Source organism: Corynebacterium sp. KPL1986 (assembly GCF_000477975.1).
GTDB classification, from domain to species: Bacteria; Actinomycetota; Actinomycetes; order Mycobacteriales; family Mycobacteriaceae; genus Corynebacterium; species Corynebacterium accolens.
In genome coordinates, this window is record NZ_KI515719.1 from 623,582 (window position 1) to 641,543 (window position 17,962).

15 protein-coding genes are annotated in these 17,962 nt (G+C 59.3%); 10 read left to right on the forward strand and 5 right to left on the reverse strand.

All coding sequences use genetic code 11. From position 1 onward, the window contains the following. The first annotated feature begins 114 nt into the window (after nucleotides 1–114). The 5 genes from mptB (at nucleotide 115) to HMPREF1287_RS02915 (ending at nucleotide 5,749) form a co-directional block, all read left to right on the forward strand. The gene (gene mptB / locus HMPREF1287_RS02895; RefSeq protein ID WP_023017468.1) at nucleotides 115–1,839 is read left to right on the forward strand and encodes a polyprenol phosphomannose-dependent alpha 1,6 mannosyltransferase MptB; all 1,725 of its coding nucleotides are present in this window, start codon (nucleotides 115–117) and stop codon (nucleotides 1,837–1,839) included. 6 nt (nucleotides 1,840–1,845) lie between these two features. Next, entirely contained in the window at nucleotides 1,846–2,775 is a 930-nt protein-coding gene (locus HMPREF1287_RS02900; protein ID WP_023017467.1) for an ABC transporter ATP-binding protein, read from the forward strand. An 84-nt stretch (nucleotides 2,776–2,859) separates the two neighbouring features. Continuing rightward, nucleotides 2,860–3,624, forward strand: coding sequence for an ABC transporter permease (locus HMPREF1287_RS02905; RefSeq protein WP_005279129.1), 765 nt, complete (start codon nucleotides 2,860–2,862; stop codon nucleotides 3,622–3,624). Between the two features lie 70 nt (nucleotides 3,625–3,694). Further along, nucleotides 3,695–4,723, forward strand: a complete 1,029-nt coding sequence (locus tag HMPREF1287_RS02910) for a heme A synthase (RefSeq protein ID WP_023017466.1) — start codon at nucleotides 3,695–3,697, stop codon at nucleotides 4,721–4,723. Nucleotides 4,724–4,780: 57 nt separating this feature from the next. Next, entirely contained in the window at nucleotides 4,781–5,749 is a 969-nt protein-coding gene (locus HMPREF1287_RS02915) for a quinone oxidoreductase (protein ID WP_023017465.1), read from the forward strand. Between the two features lie 53 nt (nucleotides 5,750–5,802). Here HMPREF1287_RS02915 and HMPREF1287_RS02920 read toward each other — a convergent pair whose 3' ends face one another. Further along, nucleotides 5,803–6,747, reverse strand: a complete 945-nt coding sequence (locus HMPREF1287_RS02920; RefSeq protein ID WP_005279123.1) for a heme o synthase — start codon at nucleotides 6,745–6,747, stop codon at nucleotides 5,803–5,805. Between the two features lie 364 nt (nucleotides 6,748–7,111). On the opposite strand from HMPREF1287_RS02920, the gene tkt reads away from it, so the two are divergent. From tkt to pgl, 5 genes are all read left to right on the forward strand, one after another. Beyond that, nucleotides 7,112–9,184: a transketolase gene (tkt, locus tag HMPREF1287_RS02925; protein WP_198010379.1), complete on the forward strand. Its 2,073-nt coding sequence runs from the start codon at nucleotides 7,112–7,114 to the stop codon at nucleotides 9,182–9,184. A 32-nt stretch (nucleotides 9,185–9,216) separates the two neighbouring features. Further along, nucleotides 9,217–10,302: a transaldolase gene (gene tal / locus HMPREF1287_RS02930; RefSeq protein WP_023017463.1), complete on the forward strand. Its 1,086-nt coding sequence runs from the start codon at nucleotides 9,217–9,219 to the stop codon at nucleotides 10,300–10,302. 99 nt (nucleotides 10,303–10,401) lie between these two features. Further along, nucleotides 10,402–11,934: a glucose-6-phosphate dehydrogenase gene (zwf, locus tag HMPREF1287_RS02935; protein WP_005279119.1), complete on the forward strand. Its 1,533-nt coding sequence runs from the start codon at nucleotides 10,402–10,404 to the stop codon at nucleotides 11,932–11,934. Between the two features lie 14 nt (nucleotides 11,935–11,948). Continuing rightward, entirely contained in the window at nucleotides 11,949–12,884 is a 936-nt protein-coding gene (locus HMPREF1287_RS02940; protein ID WP_023017462.1) for a glucose-6-phosphate dehydrogenase assembly protein OpcA, read from the forward strand. A gap of 47 nt (nucleotides 12,885–12,931) precedes the next feature. Further along, the gene (pgl, locus tag HMPREF1287_RS02945; protein WP_023017461.1) at nucleotides 12,932–13,693 is read left to right on the forward strand and encodes a 6-phosphogluconolactonase; all 762 of its coding nucleotides are present in this window, start codon (nucleotides 12,932–12,934) and stop codon (nucleotides 13,691–13,693) included. 123 nt (nucleotides 13,694–13,816) lie between these two features. Here pgl and secG read toward each other — a convergent pair whose 3' ends face one another. The 4 genes from secG to gap all read right to left on the reverse strand — a co-directional run bounded on the left by secG (nucleotide 13,817) and on the right by gap (nucleotide 17,435). Beyond that, nucleotides 13,817–14,053, reverse strand: coding sequence for a preprotein translocase subunit SecG (gene secG, locus HMPREF1287_RS02950; protein WP_005279116.1), 237 nt, complete (start codon nucleotides 14,051–14,053; stop codon nucleotides 13,817–13,819). A 198-nt stretch (nucleotides 14,054–14,251) separates the two neighbouring features. After that, entirely contained in the window at nucleotides 14,252–15,034 is a 783-nt protein-coding gene (gene tpiA / locus HMPREF1287_RS02955; RefSeq protein ID WP_005283078.1) for a triose-phosphate isomerase, read from the reverse strand. 46 nt (nucleotides 15,035–15,080) lie between these two features. After that, nucleotides 15,081–16,298, reverse strand: coding sequence for a phosphoglycerate kinase (pgk, locus tag HMPREF1287_RS02960; RefSeq protein WP_023017460.1), 1,218 nt, complete (start codon nucleotides 16,296–16,298; stop codon nucleotides 15,081–15,083). Between the two features lie 129 nt (nucleotides 16,299–16,427). Beyond that, the gene (gene gap / locus HMPREF1287_RS02965) at nucleotides 16,428–17,435 is read right to left on the reverse strand and encodes a type I glyceraldehyde-3-phosphate dehydrogenase (protein WP_023017459.1); all 1,008 of its coding nucleotides are present in this window, start codon (nucleotides 17,433–17,435) and stop codon (nucleotides 16,428–16,430) included. Nucleotides 17,436–17,962 lie beyond the last annotated feature (527 nt).

The following is a 17,962-nucleotide window of genomic DNA, read 5'->3' on the forward strand; positions in this document are numbered from 1 at the left end:
ATTAGACAACACTAGTGTTCCTTAATTCATTCCGGAATGCCACCATTGCAGTCACCGGGCGTGGCGGCGGGGGTGAATTTCCCACCCCACGGTCCTCGCGTAAGGTCTTAAGCCATGAAAGGGAAACTACGGGGGGTGCTCGAGAGCGTAAAGGCGGAATTGCCACGCTTAGGCACCGCAGGTTCTCGTTCCGCGCAGCTGCACGCCGAAGGCACCGGCGCGCAAGCCGGGGATACTCGCTACGATTTCATCACCCAGGCGCCAGAGGAACTGCAGCACACCACGGTCTCCCAAAAGCGCACCTTTTTCATCTTGCGGTGGGCCGGAACCGTCGGTTCCCTCCTCATTGCCTTTGGCGCTTTGGGAGCAGGCGCACTGCCTGTAGTGGGCAACCCCTATGACAATGTGCCCTTTGGTTCGCTTATGTCGCGCATGCTGCAGACCTCGTCTGCGCTTGTCATGGTGGGCGTGGGGCTTTTAGTAACGGCCTGGATTTTCCTCGCCCCCTTCGTGGGCACCCCGCTGCGCCAGGCGCGACCCGGCGAGCCCGCCAGCGATCGCTCCCGCCGGCTGGTCTCCCCGCGCCAGCTGTGGATCACGTGGGCTGGGTGGATCATTCCCCTCATCTTTACCGCACCCTTATTTACCCAAGACATCTATTCTTATTTGGCCAATGGCTCCATCGTGGCCCAAGGGATGGATCCCTATTCCGCCGGCCCGGTGCAGCTCTTGGGCGCTGGCAACGAGCTCGCGCGCTCCGTTCCGTTTATCTGGGCAAATTCACCGTCACCATATGGGCCCGTTGCCTTGGGGCTGGCGGCCATCGTCAGCATCATCACCGGAAATTCCATTGTTTTAGGTGTGATCGCCCACCGCCTACTTTCCATCGTGGGCATCATCGTGGCCGGCTGGGCCATCACACAGCTTGCTCAGCGATGCCGCGTCTCCCCTGCCTCCGCACTATGGCTCGGCATCTTGAACCCGCTGACCATCCTTCACCTCGTCGGCGGTATCCATAATGAATCCATCATGCTTGGATTGTCGTTGCTGGGCATGGAGCTTGGATTAAGGGGCATCGATAAGCTGGGCCGCGATAATAAAGGAGCATATGTAGCGCTCATAGCCTCTGGATTTTTCCTATCCTGCGCCGGAATGGTCAAGGTCACCGGCTTTATTGGGCTCGGCTTTATCGGCATGGCGTATGCCCGCCACCTGCACGTGCAGGCACGCGTACCGCGCTGGCGGGCTTTATTTATAGCCATTGCCGTGCAGGGCGCGGTGCTCGTAGTCACCATTGCGGTCATCAGCCTCATCACGGGCATTAACCTCGGTTGGATTACCGGGCAAGGCGGCGCCGCCACGATTCGCTCCTGGCTTTCCCTATCCACGGCGGTGGGAGTGGGCGCCGGTTTCCTCGGCATGTTTTTAGGCCTTGGGGACCACACCGATGCCATATTGACCATCACGCGCAGTTTCGGCGTCTTGGTCGCCGTCGCCTTCATGTCCCGCATGCTCTTTGCCACGCTGCGCGGATATATCCACCCCGTGGGCGGGCTGGGAATCTCTACCCTCGTGCTCGTTATCTTCTTCCCAGTGGTCCACCCGTGGTACATCCTCTGGGCCGTTTTGCCGTTGGCGGCGTGGGCGAACCGGCACATCTTCCGGTTTAGCGTCGTTGCCTATACCGGCGCGATGAGCTTTTTCGTCCTTCCGCGCGGCTTGGGCCTGCCCGCTGGGACGGTGCTTTCCATCTATATCGCCGCTGCCTGCGCATTCGCCGTGGTAGTCGGAGTGTGGTGGGGTGCAATGCGCCGACACGGAATCCGTGTCTTAAACTAGGCACCCGTGAATGCAATTCCAGCTGAAAGCCCCGCCCTGTCCTTGGATGGTGTGGTAAAGAAATTTGGCCCCACGGCAGCCGTCAATGGGCTCAGCCTGAGCGTTGCACACGGCGAAATATTTTGCCTGCTCGGCCCCAATGGTGCTGGTAAATCCACCACCATCGAAATGTCTGAAGGCTTTATCCACCCCACCGCCGGATCCATTAAGGTCTTAGGCCTTGATCCCAGCACCGAGCCCGATAGGGTGCGCGAAAAGGTGGGAATCATGCTGCAAGGCGGCGGTTCTTATTCCGGCATCCGCGTGCTAGAGATGTTGGAATTGACCGCGCGCTATAACGCCAATCCTCTACCGCCGGAATGGCTGCTCGAAACGTTGGGCCTGCAAGGTGTTGCGCGCACGCCTTATCGGCGGCTTTCCGGCGGGCAGCAGCAGCGGCTATCGCTCGCGCTCGCGGTCATCGGCAGGCCAGAGCTAGTTTTCCTCGATGAACCCACCGCGGGCATGGACGCCCAATCCCGGCTCGCCGTGTGGGATTTGATCCGCGCCCTGAAGCGCGACGGGGTCACAGTGATATTGACCACCCACCTGATGGATGAGGCCGAATCGCTGGCAGATCACATCGCCATCATGGATCACGGCGCGCTCGTGGCACAGGGAACGCCGGCAGAACTTACCTCCCAGGGCGAGGGCGCCGGGTTTAGTTTTAGCGCCAACTCCGCAGTTGACCTGGACGCCTTGCAGCGAATTGGCATCCCCACGACCGCCTCGCGGCCGCTGCACTACAGGGTGAGCCAGCCCAGTTCGCCGGAACTGATTTCCGCCCTCGCCGCCGAGCTCGCCCGCCAAGGCGTGCTTTTGCGAAGCCTGGAATCCCACCACCGGAACCTCGAGGAAGTATTCCTCGACCTCACAGGCAGGCACTTGCGCAGTTGATAAAACCCTGTGTCCTGTCTTCATCTTAGAATCACCAGTACCTAAAATCGCCACTTCAAATTTTTCAAGGAATAGGCCCCGATTATGAGCGCAACGTTTTCCCCCGGCACCTTCAGCCCGGCACCCAAACGAGCGAGTGCGGGCGCCATCATCTTTGCCCAAGGCGGCATGGAGGCCAAGCTCATGCTGCGCCACGGGGAGCAACAATTGCTCAGCATCATTATCCCGCTCGCCATCCTGATTGGGACCGCCCGCCTGGAATCATCTACCGGGCATGGGCTGCACGAGGTCTTTCCCATGGTGCTCGCGGTGGCGGCAACCTCGGCTGGTTTTACCGGGCAAGCCATTTCCCTGGCCTTTGACCGCCGCTACGGGGCCTTAAAGCGCACCGGCGCCTCCGGCGTGCCGGCGTGGGCGATCATTGGCGGCAAGATTATTGGCGTGCTGACGATGGTGGTATTCCAGATTCTCGTGCTCGGTGCCACGGCCTTTGCCTTGGGCCTGCGCATCAGTGCGCCCGGCATCCTGCTCATGATCGTCTCGCTCATTTTCGGCGTCGCCGCCTTTACCGCCATGGGTTTGGTGCTTGGCGGCACCCTTAGCTCTGAGGCCGTACTCGCGCTGGCGAACCTCATTTGGTTTATCCTGCTGGCGATCGTCGGCTGGGCCCTGTACTCCCAGGGCTTGGGCGATAATGGCCTGCTCAACATCGTGCCCACCGTGGCACTAGCGGGCGCGCTTGCCGATGCCTCCAATTCCACCTTTCCTGGCATCGAACTCATTTCCTTGACCGCGTGGCTGGCAGTCGCGTCGTATGCGGCCGTTCGTTGGTTCCGTTTCGACGGCTAAATGTGAGTTATACCCAGTTCCCCGCGAAACAGAGCCAAAGGTTTCGGCTCGCTACACACCCCCTAGTAAGATGCACCTTGTGAATTACTGGACCAGAACTAAACGCTTTTTTAAAGAAGCCGTCCCTACCGTGGAACAACAGCGCCTCATCGCGCTGATCCTGATCTTCTGCCAAGGCGGCATCACCGTATCTGGTTCCATCGTCCGCGTCACCGGTTCCGGCCTGGGTTGCCCCACCTGGCCCCAATGCCAGCCTGGTTCCTTGGTGCCGGTAGAGGGCGCAGCACCGGCAATCCACCAGGTCATTGAGTTTGGCAACCGCCTGCTCACCTTTGTTGATTCCGCCGCCGCCGGCGCGGCAGTCATCGCCATGTATATGGCGTGCCGCCGCCCTGAGCTCAGGATCTATGCATGGCTGAACGTGGCCGGCATCGTCCTGCAGGCCGTCATCGGCGGCATCTCCGTGCACCTGGATCTGCGCTGGTGGTCCGTGGCGCTTCACTTCCTGCCCTCCATGGTGCTGGTGTGGCTTGCCTGCATGCTGTATGCCCGCATCAAAGAACCCGATGATGGCACCGCCCAGCCGCGGTTCCCGCAGGCAATTCGCATTATCGCCGTCATCGCGACCATCGCCCTATCGGTTGTCCTGATTACCGGCACCATGGTGACCGGTTCCGGCGTGCATTCCGGCGACTCCGGAGTGGGAATGGAAGGCCGCTTGGATGTGGATACCGAGTCCATGGCCATCGCCCACGCCATGTGCATGTACGTCTACCTCATCTTTACCGCCATCACCGTCTTCCTGCTGTACAAGCACCGCACCCCGCAGGAGACCAAGAAGGCCGGGTGGGTCCTTATCGTCTGCATCCTCATCCAGTGGGCCGTGGGCGTCTTGCAGTTCTACCTGGGCGTGCCGCGGTGGACGGTCCCCTTCCACATCGGTATGTCCGCCGTGGTCACCGGCTTTACCGCCCTGCTCTGGGCACACGGGCGCCACCGCGTCGGCGGCACGCCAGACCTCATCTCGGGCTCTCCCGCCGGCGACGATAAATACGCCGTTCGCCAGCAATCATTAAATGAGGAACGCGCCGCCGTCTAGGACCTAGGCAGCACCATTTTCCTGCAGCTACTGGGCTTTGTGGGATAGCATGGCCTTATGCATGCTATCCAGATCACAGAAACGGGCGGGCCGGAAGTCCTGCGCTACGCCGAGGTTCCTGCGCCCACGCCCACTGAGGACGAAGTCTTAGTCGATGTCACTGTGGCGGGTGTGAACTATATCGATACCTACTACCGTGAGGGTATCTATAACGCCCAGACGCCCTTTATCCCTGGCTTTGAGGGAACCGGGCGCGTCGTCCACGATCCCAAGGGAGAAATTGCGGAAGGCTCCCTGGTGGCATGGCACCACGCCTTTGGTTCCTATGCCGAGCAGGTCTGCGTCCCCCGGAACGGCCTTGTCGCCGTACCGGATGATTTCCCCACCGAGATCGCTGCCTCCATGCTGCTACAAGGCATGACCGCCCACTTCCTTTCCCACGGCGTGTATGAGCTTGGTAAAGGCGCCACGTGCCTCATCACCGCTGGTGCGGGCGGTGTGGGCCAACTGTTGACCCAAATGGCTTCCTCTTTGGGCGCAACTGTTTATACGGTCGTTTCCACCGATGAAAAGGAAGAGATCTCGTACAAGTGCGGCGCCGACCACGTCTTCCGTTACAGCGATGGTCTGGGCGAGCAGGTTCGCCGGTTTAATGGCGGACGGGGCGTCGATGTGGTCTATGACGGCGTGGGCCAATCCACCTTCTTCGAATCGCTCGAGGCCGTTCGCCCGCGCGGCACTGTTGCACTCTTTGGCGCCGCTTCTGGCCCTGTTGAGCCCATCGATCCCCAGCTGCTTAATAAGCATGGCTCCATCTTCTTGACCCGGCCTTCGCTCGGCGCGTGGACGGCGCAAGAGGGCGAATTCCAGATGCGCGCGCAAGCGGTCGTCCAGGCCGTGATGGACGGAGACCTCAAGTTCAACGTATCGGCCTCCTATCCCTTGGAAGAAGCAGAGCAGGCCCACCGCGACCTACAATCGCGCAGCACCACCGGTTCTATTGTTCTGCGGGTAAAGCAGGATTAAGACAAAAAGAAGCGCGAGCCACGAAGGCTCGCGCTTCAGCGTGCTACCGGGATTTAGAACAGGGTGGCGGACCAACCAAGCATCCGGCCGATTGGCTCCCAACCTATGACGGCATCGATGGACAGGCCAATAAAGAGTACCGACAGGTAGTTATTTGAATAGATAAACAGGCGCATGGGTTTTACCTTTGCGCCTTTCTTTACGCCTTGGTGCAGGCGGATAGCTAGCCATAAGAAGACCGCGCCAGAAGTTACGGCGGCAATGAGGTAAATCCACGATGCCGCAGGAACGATAAGCAGCGTGACGATGACCGTGCCAACGGAATACCACACGATTTGGCGGGTTACTTCTTGTTCCGTCGCCACGACCGGCAACATCGGCACCCCGGCCTTGCGGTAATCTTCCTTGTATTTCATGGCCAAGGCCCAGGTATGTGGCGGGGTCCAGAAAAAGATAATGAGGAATAGGACTATTGCCTGCCACCAGCGGTCGGGCTCTCCCGCCGGCGCGTTATCGCGGATGACTGCCCAACCCACCATGGCCGGCATGCACCCCGCTAAACCGCCCCACACGATGTTTTGGGCATTGCGCATCTTCAAAAACTTGGTGTAGACGAATACATAGAAAAAGTTCGTGAGGATGACGAAGAACGCCGCCAACCAAGAATTTGCCAGGATGCCCAGCCACAGCACCGACACCACGAGCATGATCCAAGCAAAGATCGCCGCGTTCCGCTTCGAAATCGTGGCGCGCACAAGTGGGCGCGCGCGGGTGCGTTGCATCTTCTGGTCAATTTCATAATCGACCACGTTATTAAAGGTATGGGCGGCCGCAGCGCCCATCCATCCGCCGAAAATGGTGGAAATGATGAGCCAGATATTCTCAGAAACCGCCTCAACGCCCCGTTGCGCTTGGAGCATCGCCGGAATTGCGGCCACGAGGAGGAGTTCAATAATCCTCGGCTTCGTTAGCGCAAAATAGGCCTTGATGGTCTCCAAGGAATTCCTCCACTATCTGAACAGACGTTGATCTACAGCACACACGCTACACAGTGCGCTATGCCCACGGTGTAGTGGTCGCACACTCCGGCGCAAAAGTTCCGGAGAATTAATTCACACTATGGCTTACATATAAAATGCGCTACACATGGATCGTAGCAATGCAGCGGAAACGCAGAGAGTAACTAATGCTGTGCCGTACACCGCTTAGCCATGCCAGCTTACCGGTTCCCCGCGGCTTTCAATAATTCCGCACCGCCGTCAAAAAAGTAACTAGACTGTGTGGAGTTCAGTAATTAACGCCTAGATTTAAGCGAGGCCTTATACCGTGTCGAAAGATAATTTGTCCCCAGACCTGCAAGCTATGGTCGAGCGCCGTTATCCGGACGACTGGACAGACACCGATACTCGCGCGGTCGACACTGTGCGCGTGCTTGCTGCCGATGCCGTCCAAAACTGCGGCTCCGGGCACCCCGGCACGGCGATGTCACTGGCTCCCCTCGCCTATACGCTCTACCAGCGCGTCCTCAATCACGACCCCAATGACGTGAATTGGGCCGGCCGCGACCGCTTCGTGTTGTCTGTCGGCCACTCTTCCCTGACCCTGTACATCCAGCTTTTCTTGGGTGGGTTCGGCTTGGAGATGAAAGATCTCCAGCAGCTGCGCACCTGGGGCTCTCTCACCCCGGGCCACCCTGAGGTGCACCACACCGATGGCGTGGAGATCACCACCGGCCCGCTCGGCCAGGGTCTGGCATCTTCGGTAGGTATGGCGATGGCTGCCCGCAAGGAGCGCGGCCTCTTCGATCCTGAGGCACCGGTCGGCCAATCCCCCTTTGATCACTACGTCTACACCATTGCCTCCGACGGCGACCTGCAGGAAGGCGTTACCGCTGAGGCATCGTCTTTGGCTGGCACCCAGAAGCTGGGTAACCTGATTGTCTTCTGGGATGACAACCGGATTTCCATTGAGGATGACACCAATATCGCCTTCAATGAGGACGTCGCTGCGCGCTATGAGGCATACGGCTGGCACGTCCAGACCGTTGAATCCGGCGAGGACGTCGTTGCCATTGAAGAGGCAGTGCGCAATGCCCAGCAGGAAACGGAGCGCCCCTCCTTCATCCGCGTGAAGACGGTCATTGGCTACCCTGCCCCGACCAAGATGAACACCGGGGGCGTGCACGGCGCGGCGCTTGGCGATGACGAAGTTGCCGCCACCAAGGAAGTGCTCGGCTTCGACCCGGAAAAGACCTTCCACATCGATGATGAGGTCTTGGCGCACACCCGCAAGCTGCGCGAGCGCGGCGCCAAAAAGCACGCGCAGTGGCAAGAAGAGTTCGACGCGTGGGCGGCGGACAACGCCGAGAATAAGGCGCTGTTTGACCGCATGAGCGCCCGCGAATTGCCGGAGAACTTCGATGCCGAGCTCCCCGTATGGGAGCCAGGTGATGCGATCGCCACCCGTAAGGCCTCTGAGGCGACCATCCAGGCGCTGGCCGCCGCCTTGCCGGAAATGTGGGGCGGATCGGCCGACCTGGCGGGGTCCAATAACACCGTGATTAAGGGCGCGGATTCCTTCGGCCCTGAAAACATCACCACCAATAAGTGGTCCGCGCAGCCTTATGGCCGCAACCTTCACTTTGGCATCCGCGAGCACGCGATGTCCGCCATCATGAACGGCATCGCCCTCCACGGAAATACCCGCGTGTATGGCGGTACCTTCCTGATCTTCTCCGAGTATCAGTACCCGGCGGTGCGCCTCGGCTCGCTGATGTCTACCGATACTTACTACGTGTGGACGCACGACTCTATTGGCTTGGGCGAAGACGGCCCTACCCACCAGCCGGTAGAAACCCTGTCGGCCTTGCGCGCCATTCCGAACCTGTCTGTAATCCGGCCTGCCGATGCCAATGAAACCGCGCAGGCTTGGGCCGCAGCGATGGAATACAAGGCAGCCCCGAAGGGACTTGCGCTTAGCCGCCAGAACCTCCCTATTTTGGAAGGCACCAAGGAAAAGGCACGCGATGGCGTTCGCCGCGGCGCCTACACCTTGGTCGAAGGCTCCAAGGACGAGCCCGATGTTATCTTGCTGGCCACCGGCTCGGAGGTACAGCTCGCCGTGGAGGCCGCCCAGCAGCTCGAAAGCGAGGGCACGGCCGCTCGCGTGGTATCCGCGCCGTGCCTGGAGTGGTTCGACGAGCAGGACGCAGAGTACCGCGAATCGGTCCTGCCCAGCAGCGTGAGGGCCCGCGTTTCCGTCGAAGCGGGCCTCGCTCAGTCCTGGCACAAGTACACCGGTACTTTCGGCCGAAACGTCTCCCTAGAGCACTACGGGGCCTCTGCGCCCGGCGATGAGCTCTTCGAAAAGTTTGGCTTTACCTCTGCTGCGGTTGCCGATGCCGCACGCGAGAGCATCGCCGAAGCCCAAAGCTAAGCCCCACCTCACCGACGCTAAAAGGAATGACTATGAACAACATTTCTGAACTTGCCCAATTGGGCACCTCCACGTGGCTCGATGATCTTTCGCGCCAGCGCTTGGAATCCGGAAACTTGAAGGAGATTATTTCCTCCAAGTCCATCGTGGGCGTAACCACCAACCCGGCTATCTTTGCCACCGCCATGACCAGCGGCACGGCCTATGACGAAGACCTGGCAGCCTTGAAGGAGAAGAACGCTTCGGCCGATGAAGCCGTCTACTCCCTGGCCATTACGGACGTGCAAAACGCCTGTGATCTTTTTGCCGATATTTATGCCGAGACCGACGGCCAGGATGGCCGCGTATCCATCGAGGTGGATCCGCGCATCTCCGACGATGCCGCGGCAACACTCAAGCAGGCCCGCGAACTGTGGGACCAAGTGGACCGCCCCAATGCGATGATCAAGATCCCGGCTACCAAGGGCTCCCTCCCCGCTATCGAGGATGCCTTGGCAGAGGGAATCAGCGTCAACGTCACCCTGATCTTCTCGGTCTCCCGCTACCGCGAGGTCATCGCCGCATTCCGGGCCGGGCTCAAGCGCGCGGCTGGTAACGGCAAGGACGTCACCAAGATTCACTCGGTCGCATCGTTCTTCGTCTCCCGCCTGGATACGGAAGTGGATAAGCGCTTGGAAGCTATCGGTTCCGATGAGGCCCTGTCCCTCCGCGGCAAGGCCGGCGTTGCCAACGCGCAGCGTGCCTACGCCCTCTTCCAAGAGGAATTGCTCGGTGATAACGGCCTCCCCGAAGGCGCACCTGTACAGCGTCCACTGTGGGCTTCCACCGGCGTGAAAAACCCCGACTACCCAGCAACGCTGTACGTGACCGAGCTGGCTGGCCCGCACACGGTCAATACCATGCCGGAAAAGACCATTGATGCGGTCCTGCAGGAGGGTGGATTCCACGGCGATACCCTCCCCACTGCCGGCGAAGAAGCCGAGAAGGTCTTCTCCCAGCTCGAATCGGTGGGCATCGACCTAGAAGATGTCTTTGCGGTCCTCGAGCGCGAGGGCGTCGATAAGTTCGTCGCCGCGTGGAATGACCTCCTTGATTCCCTCAAACAACAACTCGCGTAAACTACGACCGTGGTCCTAGCCCCGCCGGATAGCCGGCGGGGCATTATGCCGCCACTAGTTGAAAGACTACTTAGCTTTTCCCTCTAGGAAGGATAATCCGTGACGGACTCAGCCGCTTGGGTCAATCCCTTGCGTAATGCCGCCGATAAACGATTGCCACGCATCGCGGGCCCCGCGGGCATGGTCATCTTTGGTGTGACCGGCGATTTAGCTTTCAAAAAGCTCCTGCCGGCCATCTATGACCTTGCTAGCCGCGGTCTCTTGCCCGCTGGCTTCACGCTCGTCGGCTATGGCCGCAGGGACTGGGATAACGCGGACTTCTGCGATTATTTCCGCAGCGCGGTAGAAGCCGGTGCCCGCACTGACTTTAACCACGACGTGTGGGAGCACTTATCCCAAGGAATCGAGTTCGTGCAAGGCTCCTTCGATGATGAGGGCTTCGACAAGCTTTCTGCGCGGTTGGCCGAGCTGGATAAGGCCCGCGGCACGGGAAGCAACTGGGCATACTACCTTTCGGTGCCGCCAGAGTTTTTCTCCGATATCTGCCACCAATTGGAACGCGTGGGCATGGCCAATTCCATGGAGGACTCGTGGCGCCGAGTGATCATCGAAAAGCCGTTTGGCCACGACCAGGAATCTGCGCGCGAGCTCAATGAGATCGTCAACGCGGTCTTCCCAGAATCTGCTGTCTTCCGCATCGATCACTACCTGGGTAAAGAGACCGTGCAAAACATCATGGCGCTGCGGTTTGCTAACCAGATTTTTGAGCCGATGTGGAACGCGCACTATATCGATCACGTGCAAATCACCATGGCCGAAGATATCGGCCTTGGCGGGCGCGCTGGCTATTATGACGGAATCGGTGCCGCGCGGGACGTCATTCAAAACCACCTCCTGCAGCTGCTCGCCCTCGTGGCAATGGAGGAGCCTTCCTCCTTCGAGCCGGAGGCGCTGCGCGCTGAAAAGGTCAAGGTGCTGCGCGCTACGCAGCCGGTCCATCCGCTCAATAAAACCACCGCCCGTGGCCAGTACACCGCCGGTTGGCAGGGCTCGGAATACGTGAAGGGCTTGCGCGAGGAGGAGGGCTTCGATCCCGCCTCCACCACAGAGACCTATGCGGCGTGCACGTTGGAGGTCAATTCGCGGCGTTGGGGAGGCGTGCCTTTCTACCTGCGCACGGGCAAGCGGCTGGGGCGTCGCGTCACCGAGATCGCCTTAGTCTTCAAGGCCGCGCCGAACCAGCCTTTTGTCGATGGCGAAACCGATGCCCTTGGCCAAAACGCCGTGGTTATCCGCGTTCAGCCCGATGAGGGCGTGACCATGCGCTTTGGCTCAAAGGTGCCTGGTTCCACCATGGAAGTCCGCGATGTAAACATGGACTTCGCCTACGCCGAGGCATTCACCGAGGAATCTCCCGAGGCCTATGAGCGCCTCATCTTGGATGCCCTCCTCGATGAATCATCGCTGTTCCCCACCAATGAAGAAGTCGAACTTTCGTGGTCGATTTTGGATCCGATCATCGATTACTGGTCCAAGCATGGCGAGCCCGAAGATTATAAGGCGGGCACATGGGGGCCCACCACAGCCGATAAGATGCTGCGCCGCCGGGGTCATTCCTGGCGTCGCCCGTAGAAGGGACGTAGTCAATGATTATTCCATTGCCTAATACCACCACCGGTGAAATTGCCAAGAAGCTTGTCGATGCCCAGGAGCACTACACCCGCACCACCGGCCGGGTGCTCACCCTGATCGTGGAGGCACAAGAAGGCGACGATCTGGAACAGATCCTTGCCTCTGTGCGCGATGCCTCTCATGAGCATCCCTCCCGCGTGCTCGTCGTGGTTCCGGGCGACCCGAAGTCCGAGACCCAGCTCGATGCCCAGCTCCGCGTCGGTGGTGAGGCCGGTGCGTCCGAAACCGTAGTCATGCAATTGCACGGGGCACTCGCGGATCAAGCCGAGTCCGTGCTGACCCCGCTCCTGCTGCCGGATACCCCGCTGGTTGCGTGGTGGCCCAACGTGTGCCCGCAGGTGCCCTCGGAAAGCCCCGTGGGCAAGTTGGCGCAGCGTCGCATCACGAATGTGGCCCATAAAGGCACCGTGGGTGAGCAGGATCTGCGCGCGCTTTCTCATGGCTACTCCCCCGGCGATTCCGATATGTCCTGGGCCTCCATCACCTTGTGGCGCGGCGTCGTCGCATCGGCGCTCGACCATCATCCCCATGAAAAGGTGCAATCGGTAGAGGTCGCCGGCCCCGCCGGGCATCCGGCACCTAACTTCGCTGCGGGGTGGCTGCTTGACCGCCTGAGCGTCCCAGTACAGCGCATGGCCGAGGAAACCAATAGTGACTATTTCCCGGTTACCCACCTGCGCTTTAACCGGGAGACGACCCACGTGGATGTGGATGTCGTGGACGAGCGCACCGTGCGGGTGCGCGTGCCTGGCACGCCAGACTCACTGGTCAGCTTGAGCCCGCGCACGCAAACCGAAATCCTCTCGGAGGAATTGCGGCACCTCGACGCCGATAAAACTTATGCTCAGGCGCTGCGTGCTCTGGGAGAAGTAGACTACAGTAAGCTTTAATAGCGCACTTGCTCATACCGATTCTTTGCAAAGGATTCTGATACCGAATGGTAACGCTTCACCGCGTCAGCGATGTAGATGACCTTATATCCCAAGCCGCACTCAAATTCATTGAAACCATCGCCGGTATTCAGGCCGGCAATGGTGGCCTCCATGGTGACGGCGTGGCAAGAGTCGTACTAACTGGCGGGGGCGCAGGAATTGGGCTGCTGCACGAGCTCGCGCGCTTGGACTTCGCCGCACAGCAGCAAGGCGAGAACTACCCCGCCTTGCGCATCGATTGGTCCCGCGTGCACATCTTCTTTGGCGATGAGCGCAATGTTCCGGTCAGCGACCCAGATTCCAATGAAGGCCAAGCGCGTTCCGCGCTGCTCGATCACGTGGATATCCCAGATCAGAATATCCACGGTTTCGACCTCGGTGCGGTCTCCATGGAGGCGGCCGCCAATGCCTACGAGCCAGAGTTAAAGGACTTCGCGCCTTTAGGCTTCGACCTCCACCTTTTGGGTATGGGCGCAGAAGGCCACATTAACTCCATGTTCCCCCACTCTCCTGCCGTCCGTGAGCAGAAAGAACTAGCGGTACCGGTACACGATTCGCCGAAGCCACCCAGCGAGCGCATCACCCTGACGTTACCTGCGGTCAATAGGTCTGAGCGCGTCTGGCTCTTGGTCGCCGGGGAGGAAAAGGCCGCTGCCGCAAAAAGCATCGTGGGCGGCGTCGACGCTGAAGAGTGCCCGGCCGCTGGTGCACAAGGGACGAAGGAAACGATCCTCTTCCTTGCAGACGATGCCGCCCAGGAGCTGTAAAGCCAGCAGCGCCGGTACCTCGGTCCTTTCCCTTCTCTACGAAGGGTTATGGGACTGAAGTACCGGCGCTGTTTTGCGCGGTTGGCCGCCGCTAGTGGTTAGCGGGGGCCTGCTGCGTGCTTCCTAGGAAGCGTAGGCCTGGATAAGGTTAAGGCCAACGATGCAGGCCAACCAGATAATCACCATGACGACGGTATAGCGGTCCAGGTTCTTTTCCACCACGGTCGAACCGGACAGGTTCGATTGCACACCGCCGCCGAAAAGGCTAGACAGGCCGCCGCCTTTGCCCTTGTGTAAAAGCACAAAGATGGACATCAAAATAGCTGAAATTAGCAAAATGATTTCCAGTGCTAAGACCATGAGGTTCTTCCTTTTCTCAACGTGCGCCCAGTGGCACCTTCGATGAACTACCGAAAGTCACGCTAGCCACCGGCGCGAAGTACTTACCTGCTTTGCCTACGCAAAGCAATCACAAGGGCCTACTGTACACCATGCCGCGGGCGGGGCTCACCCCAACCCGCGGCACACAAGTCACCTTGTGATGGTTGTTAACGCATGTTAACTAACGGCATTAGCGGCATTGGCAGCCAACTTGGCAAAGTCCTCTCCTACCAAGGAAGCACCACCGATAAGGCCGCCGTCTACGTCGGGCTTGCTGACGATATCAGCAACGGAATCGACCTTCACGGAACCGCCGTACAGGATGCGGATGCCCTCGGCGACCTCGTCGCCCGCGAGTTCCTTGACCAGGCCGCGGATGGCGGCGCACACTTCCTGCGCGTCATCGGCGGAGGCAACCTTGCCGGTGCCGATGGCCCACACGGGCTCGTAGGCGATAACCGTCTTGGATAGCTGCTCGGCGCTAAGTCCCTGCAGGGAATCGCGGGTTTGGTTCACCACGTAGTCAACGTGGGTGCCGGCTTCGCGCACATCGAGTGGCTCGCCCACGCAGACGATGGGGCTGATGCCATTCTCCAGGGCCGCTGCGGCCTTCTCAGCGACCAGCTGGTCAGTTTCGCCGTGGTATTCGCGGCGCTCGGAGTGGCCGACGACTGCCCAGCTGCAGCCCAGTTTGCTCAGCATCTGACCGGATACCTCACCGGTGTAGGCGCCGGATTCGTGCTTGGAGATATCCTGCGCACCGTAGGTGATCTTCAGCTTATCGCCCTCAACGAGGGTCTGAATGGTGCGGATATCGGTAAATGGAACCATGTAGGCTACATCGACCTTGTCGTAGTAATCCTCCGGCAGGGAGAAGGCAAACTTTTGAACGGAACCGATGGCCTCGATGTGATCGAGGTTCATCTTCCAGTTGCCAGCAATAAGTGGTGTACGTGCCATAATTAATCCTTTCTGTGTACGCCTGTATTTAGCTGTTTTAGGCGGTTTATGCCTCGAGCACGGAAACGCCCGGCAGCTCCTTGCCCTCGAGGTATTCAAGGGATGCGCCGCCGCCGGTGGAGATGTGGCTGAAGCCATCCTCGTCGAGGCCCAAGGTGCGCACGGAGGCTGCGGAGTCGCCGCCGCCGACGACGGAGAAGGAACCGTTGGAGGAGGTGGCATCGATAATCGCCTGCGCCACCCCAGCGGTGCCCTTGGAGAAGGCTTCCATTTCGAATACGCCCATGGGGCCGTTCCAGAATACGGTCTTGGAATCTGCCAGTACGTCGGCGAATTCCTCGATGGACTTGGGTCCGATGTCCAGGGACATCCAGCCCTCAGGGATGCCATCGAGCTCAACAACCTTGGTCTCAGCGTCTGCGGCGAACTCGCTGGCGGCGGTGAGGTCTACCGGAAGGACGATCTTGTCGCCGAAGCGCTCCAGCAGGCTCTTGCAGTTTTCGATCTGGTCCTCTTGCAGCAAAGACTCCTGAACGTTGTAGCCCTTAGCGGCCAGAAGGGTGTAGCACATGCCACCGCCGATGATGATCTTGTCGGCCTTTCCGGCAAGGGCTTCGATAACGCCGAGCTTGTCGGAAACCTTTGCGCCGCCCAGAACGACGACGTAAGGGAGCGCTGGATCCTTGGCCACAGTGGACAATACGTCCAATTCCTTTTCCACCAGCTTGCCGGCGTAGGCGGGCAGGCGCTTGGCGACGTCATACACAGACGTCTGTGCGCGGTGAACAACGCCGAAGCCGTCGGAGACGAAGGCGCCGTTATCGGCAGCCAGGGCGACGAGCTCGTCGGCGAATTCGCCGCGCCCTGCCTCATCCTTAGAGGTCTCGCGTGGGTCAAAGCGGACATTTTCTACCAGCATGACATCGCCGCTGTTTAGTCCGTTGGCGCGCTCGTGGGCGTCTTCGCCGGTGACGTCGTTGGCCAAGGCAACGTACTGGCCTAGGGCCTCAGACAGCGCTTCTGCGACCGGAGCCAGGGAGTACTTGGAATTTACCTCACCCTTGGGGCGGCCGAGGTGTGCGGAAAGGATGACCTTCGCGCCGCCATCGACAAGAGCCTTGATGGTGGGAAGAGATGCGGTAATGCGGCCGGGATCGGTGATATTTCCATCATCATCCAGCGGCACGTTGAAGTCAGAACGAACCAGAATGTGGCGGTCCTCTACGCCTTCTTCTAGCAGGTTATCTAGGGTCTTAAAAGCCATGTGTTACTCCTTTTAAAGTGAACTCTGCAGTTGAGGTTCCTACATAAAAGGATACCGGCCACAACGTCGTGCCGTCAGGGGCGTTCGTTGTGGCCGGTATCGCATTAAGGGCTGCTCTGTATTAGAACTTTAGAGCTTTTCTGCAACCAGGTTGGTCATACGGACGAGCTGGGAGGTGTAGCCCCACTCGTTGTCGTACCAACCCAGCACCTTGACCAGGTTGCCGTTGGAGACCTTGGTCATGCCGGCATCGAAGATGCAGCCGTGCGGGGAGGTGACGATGTCGGTGGAAACCAGGGGATACTCGGTGTATGCGAGGGTGTCCTTCAGCTCGCCTTCAGCTGCTTCCTTGAGTGCGGCGTTGATCTCCTCAACGGTGACGTCGCGGGAAGCGGTGAAGGTCAGGTCCGTTGCGGAACCGGTGATGACCGGAACGCGCATTGCGTAGCCGTCCAGCTTGCCTTCCAGCTCAGGCAGGACCAAGGAGACGGCCTTAGCTGCACCGGTGGAGGTAGGAACCAGGTTGACCGCTGCGGCGCGGGCGCGGCGCAGGTCCTTGTGAGGAGCGTCCTGCAGGCGCTGGTCACCGGTATAAGCGTGAACGGTGGTCATCAGGCCCTTTTCCACACCGAACTTATCATTCAAAACCTTGGCCATAGGAGCCAGGCAGTTGGTGGTGCAGGAAGCTGCGGAAATAACGTCGTGGTTAGCTGGGTCGTAAGTGTCGGAGTTAACACCGTAGACGAAGGTTGCGTCGACTTCCTTACCAGGAGCAGAGATGATGACCTTCTTGGCGCCGGCCTCAATGTGAGCCTTTGCGTCGTTGCCGTTGGTGAACAGGCCGGTGGACTCGATAACGAGGTCCACGTCCAGCTCGCCCCACTTCAGGTTCTTCGGGTCCTTCTCGTTGAAGACCTGGATGCGGTTGCCGTTGACGGTGATAGAGTCATCGTCGTAGGTAATCTCGCCGTCGAAGCGACCCAGTACAGAGTCGTACTTCAACAGGTTAGAGAGAGTCTGGTTATCGGTCAGGTCGTTGACGGCAACGATCTCAAGGTCGTTGTCGGTCCGGTTAACTGCGTGGAAGAAGTTACGACCAATGCGGCCAAAGCCGTTAATGCCTACGCGGGTAGTCACTGTAAATCTCCTCAAAAAGTCGAGTAATAATTTCTATGGGCCTACCGCGGGTCCTTCGAGTACTTTACTGCTCTGGGTGAGTAAGGTGCCCGAGGCTTTGCCCAACAACCGCAATACTACAGAGCCTTTATAACGCGTGCAGTGGGCTGCAAGGCTGCCAGAAAAGTATCTGAAAGTTTTCCGATCTAGGCGTACAATCTTCCCGAGTAGTTTTGTTTCTCCCAAATTATCCGGCAGTTCAAGCCCGTTTAAGTTGGTTCTTGTGGACTTTACACCGTTAATGTGTGATATATCACTGTACGGAGTATTCCGCTGCCTGCTCGCACACTGACTCCCCACAGAGACGGTGACATAAATTAACTTGGGCCAAATCACACGACCGCGTTTATGACGCGATATGCTTACGCTAACTCACTGTGTTCCAGGTAGCACTCGGGCATTCGCTCGGCGCTAGCTCTCGCCTGAAACGCGTGGGCAACTAATTTAAGTCCCCCGCAGACCGAATGCGCCTGCGATAGTACCCCCGT

What these genes read in the sequence shown, in the direction of transcription:
- tkt (WP_198010379.1), top strand. Translation starts at nt 7,112, where the DNA reads ATGGTCGAGCGCCGTTATCCGGACGACTGGACAGACACCGATACTCGC.
- HMPREF1287_RS02905 (WP_005279129.1), top strand. Translation starts at nt 2,860, where the DNA reads ATGAGCGCAACGTTTTCCCCCGGCACCTTCAGCCCGGCACCCAAACGA.
- tpiA (WP_005283078.1), bottom strand. Translation starts at nt 15,034, where the DNA reads ATGGCACGTACACCACTTATTGCTGGCAACTGGAAGATGAACCTCGAT.
- secG (WP_005279116.1), bottom strand. Translation starts at nt 14,053, where the DNA reads ATGGTCTTAGCACTGGAAATCATTTTGCTAATTTCAGCTATTTTGATG.
- pgl (WP_023017461.1), top strand. Translation starts at nt 12,932, where the DNA reads ATGGTAACGCTTCACCGCGTCAGCGATGTAGATGACCTTATATCCCAA.
- mptB (WP_023017468.1), top strand. Translation starts at nt 115, where the DNA reads ATGAAAGGGAAACTACGGGGGGTGCTCGAGAGCGTAAAGGCGGAATTG.
- HMPREF1287_RS02910 (WP_023017466.1), top strand. Translation starts at nt 3,695, where the DNA reads ATGCACCTTGTGAATTACTGGACCAGAACTAAACGCTTTTTTAAAGAA.
- HMPREF1287_RS02915 (WP_023017465.1), top strand. Translation starts at nt 4,781, where the DNA reads ATGCATGCTATCCAGATCACAGAAACGGGCGGGCCGGAAGTCCTGCGC.
- tal (WP_023017463.1), top strand. Translation starts at nt 9,217, where the DNA reads ATGAACAACATTTCTGAACTTGCCCAATTGGGCACCTCCACGTGGCTC.
- pgk (WP_023017460.1), bottom strand. Translation starts at nt 16,298, where the DNA reads ATGGCTTTTAAGACCCTAGATAACCTGCTAGAAGAAGGCGTAGAGGAC.
- HMPREF1287_RS02940 (WP_023017462.1), top strand. Translation starts at nt 11,949, where the DNA reads ATGATTATTCCATTGCCTAATACCACCACCGGTGAAATTGCCAAGAAG.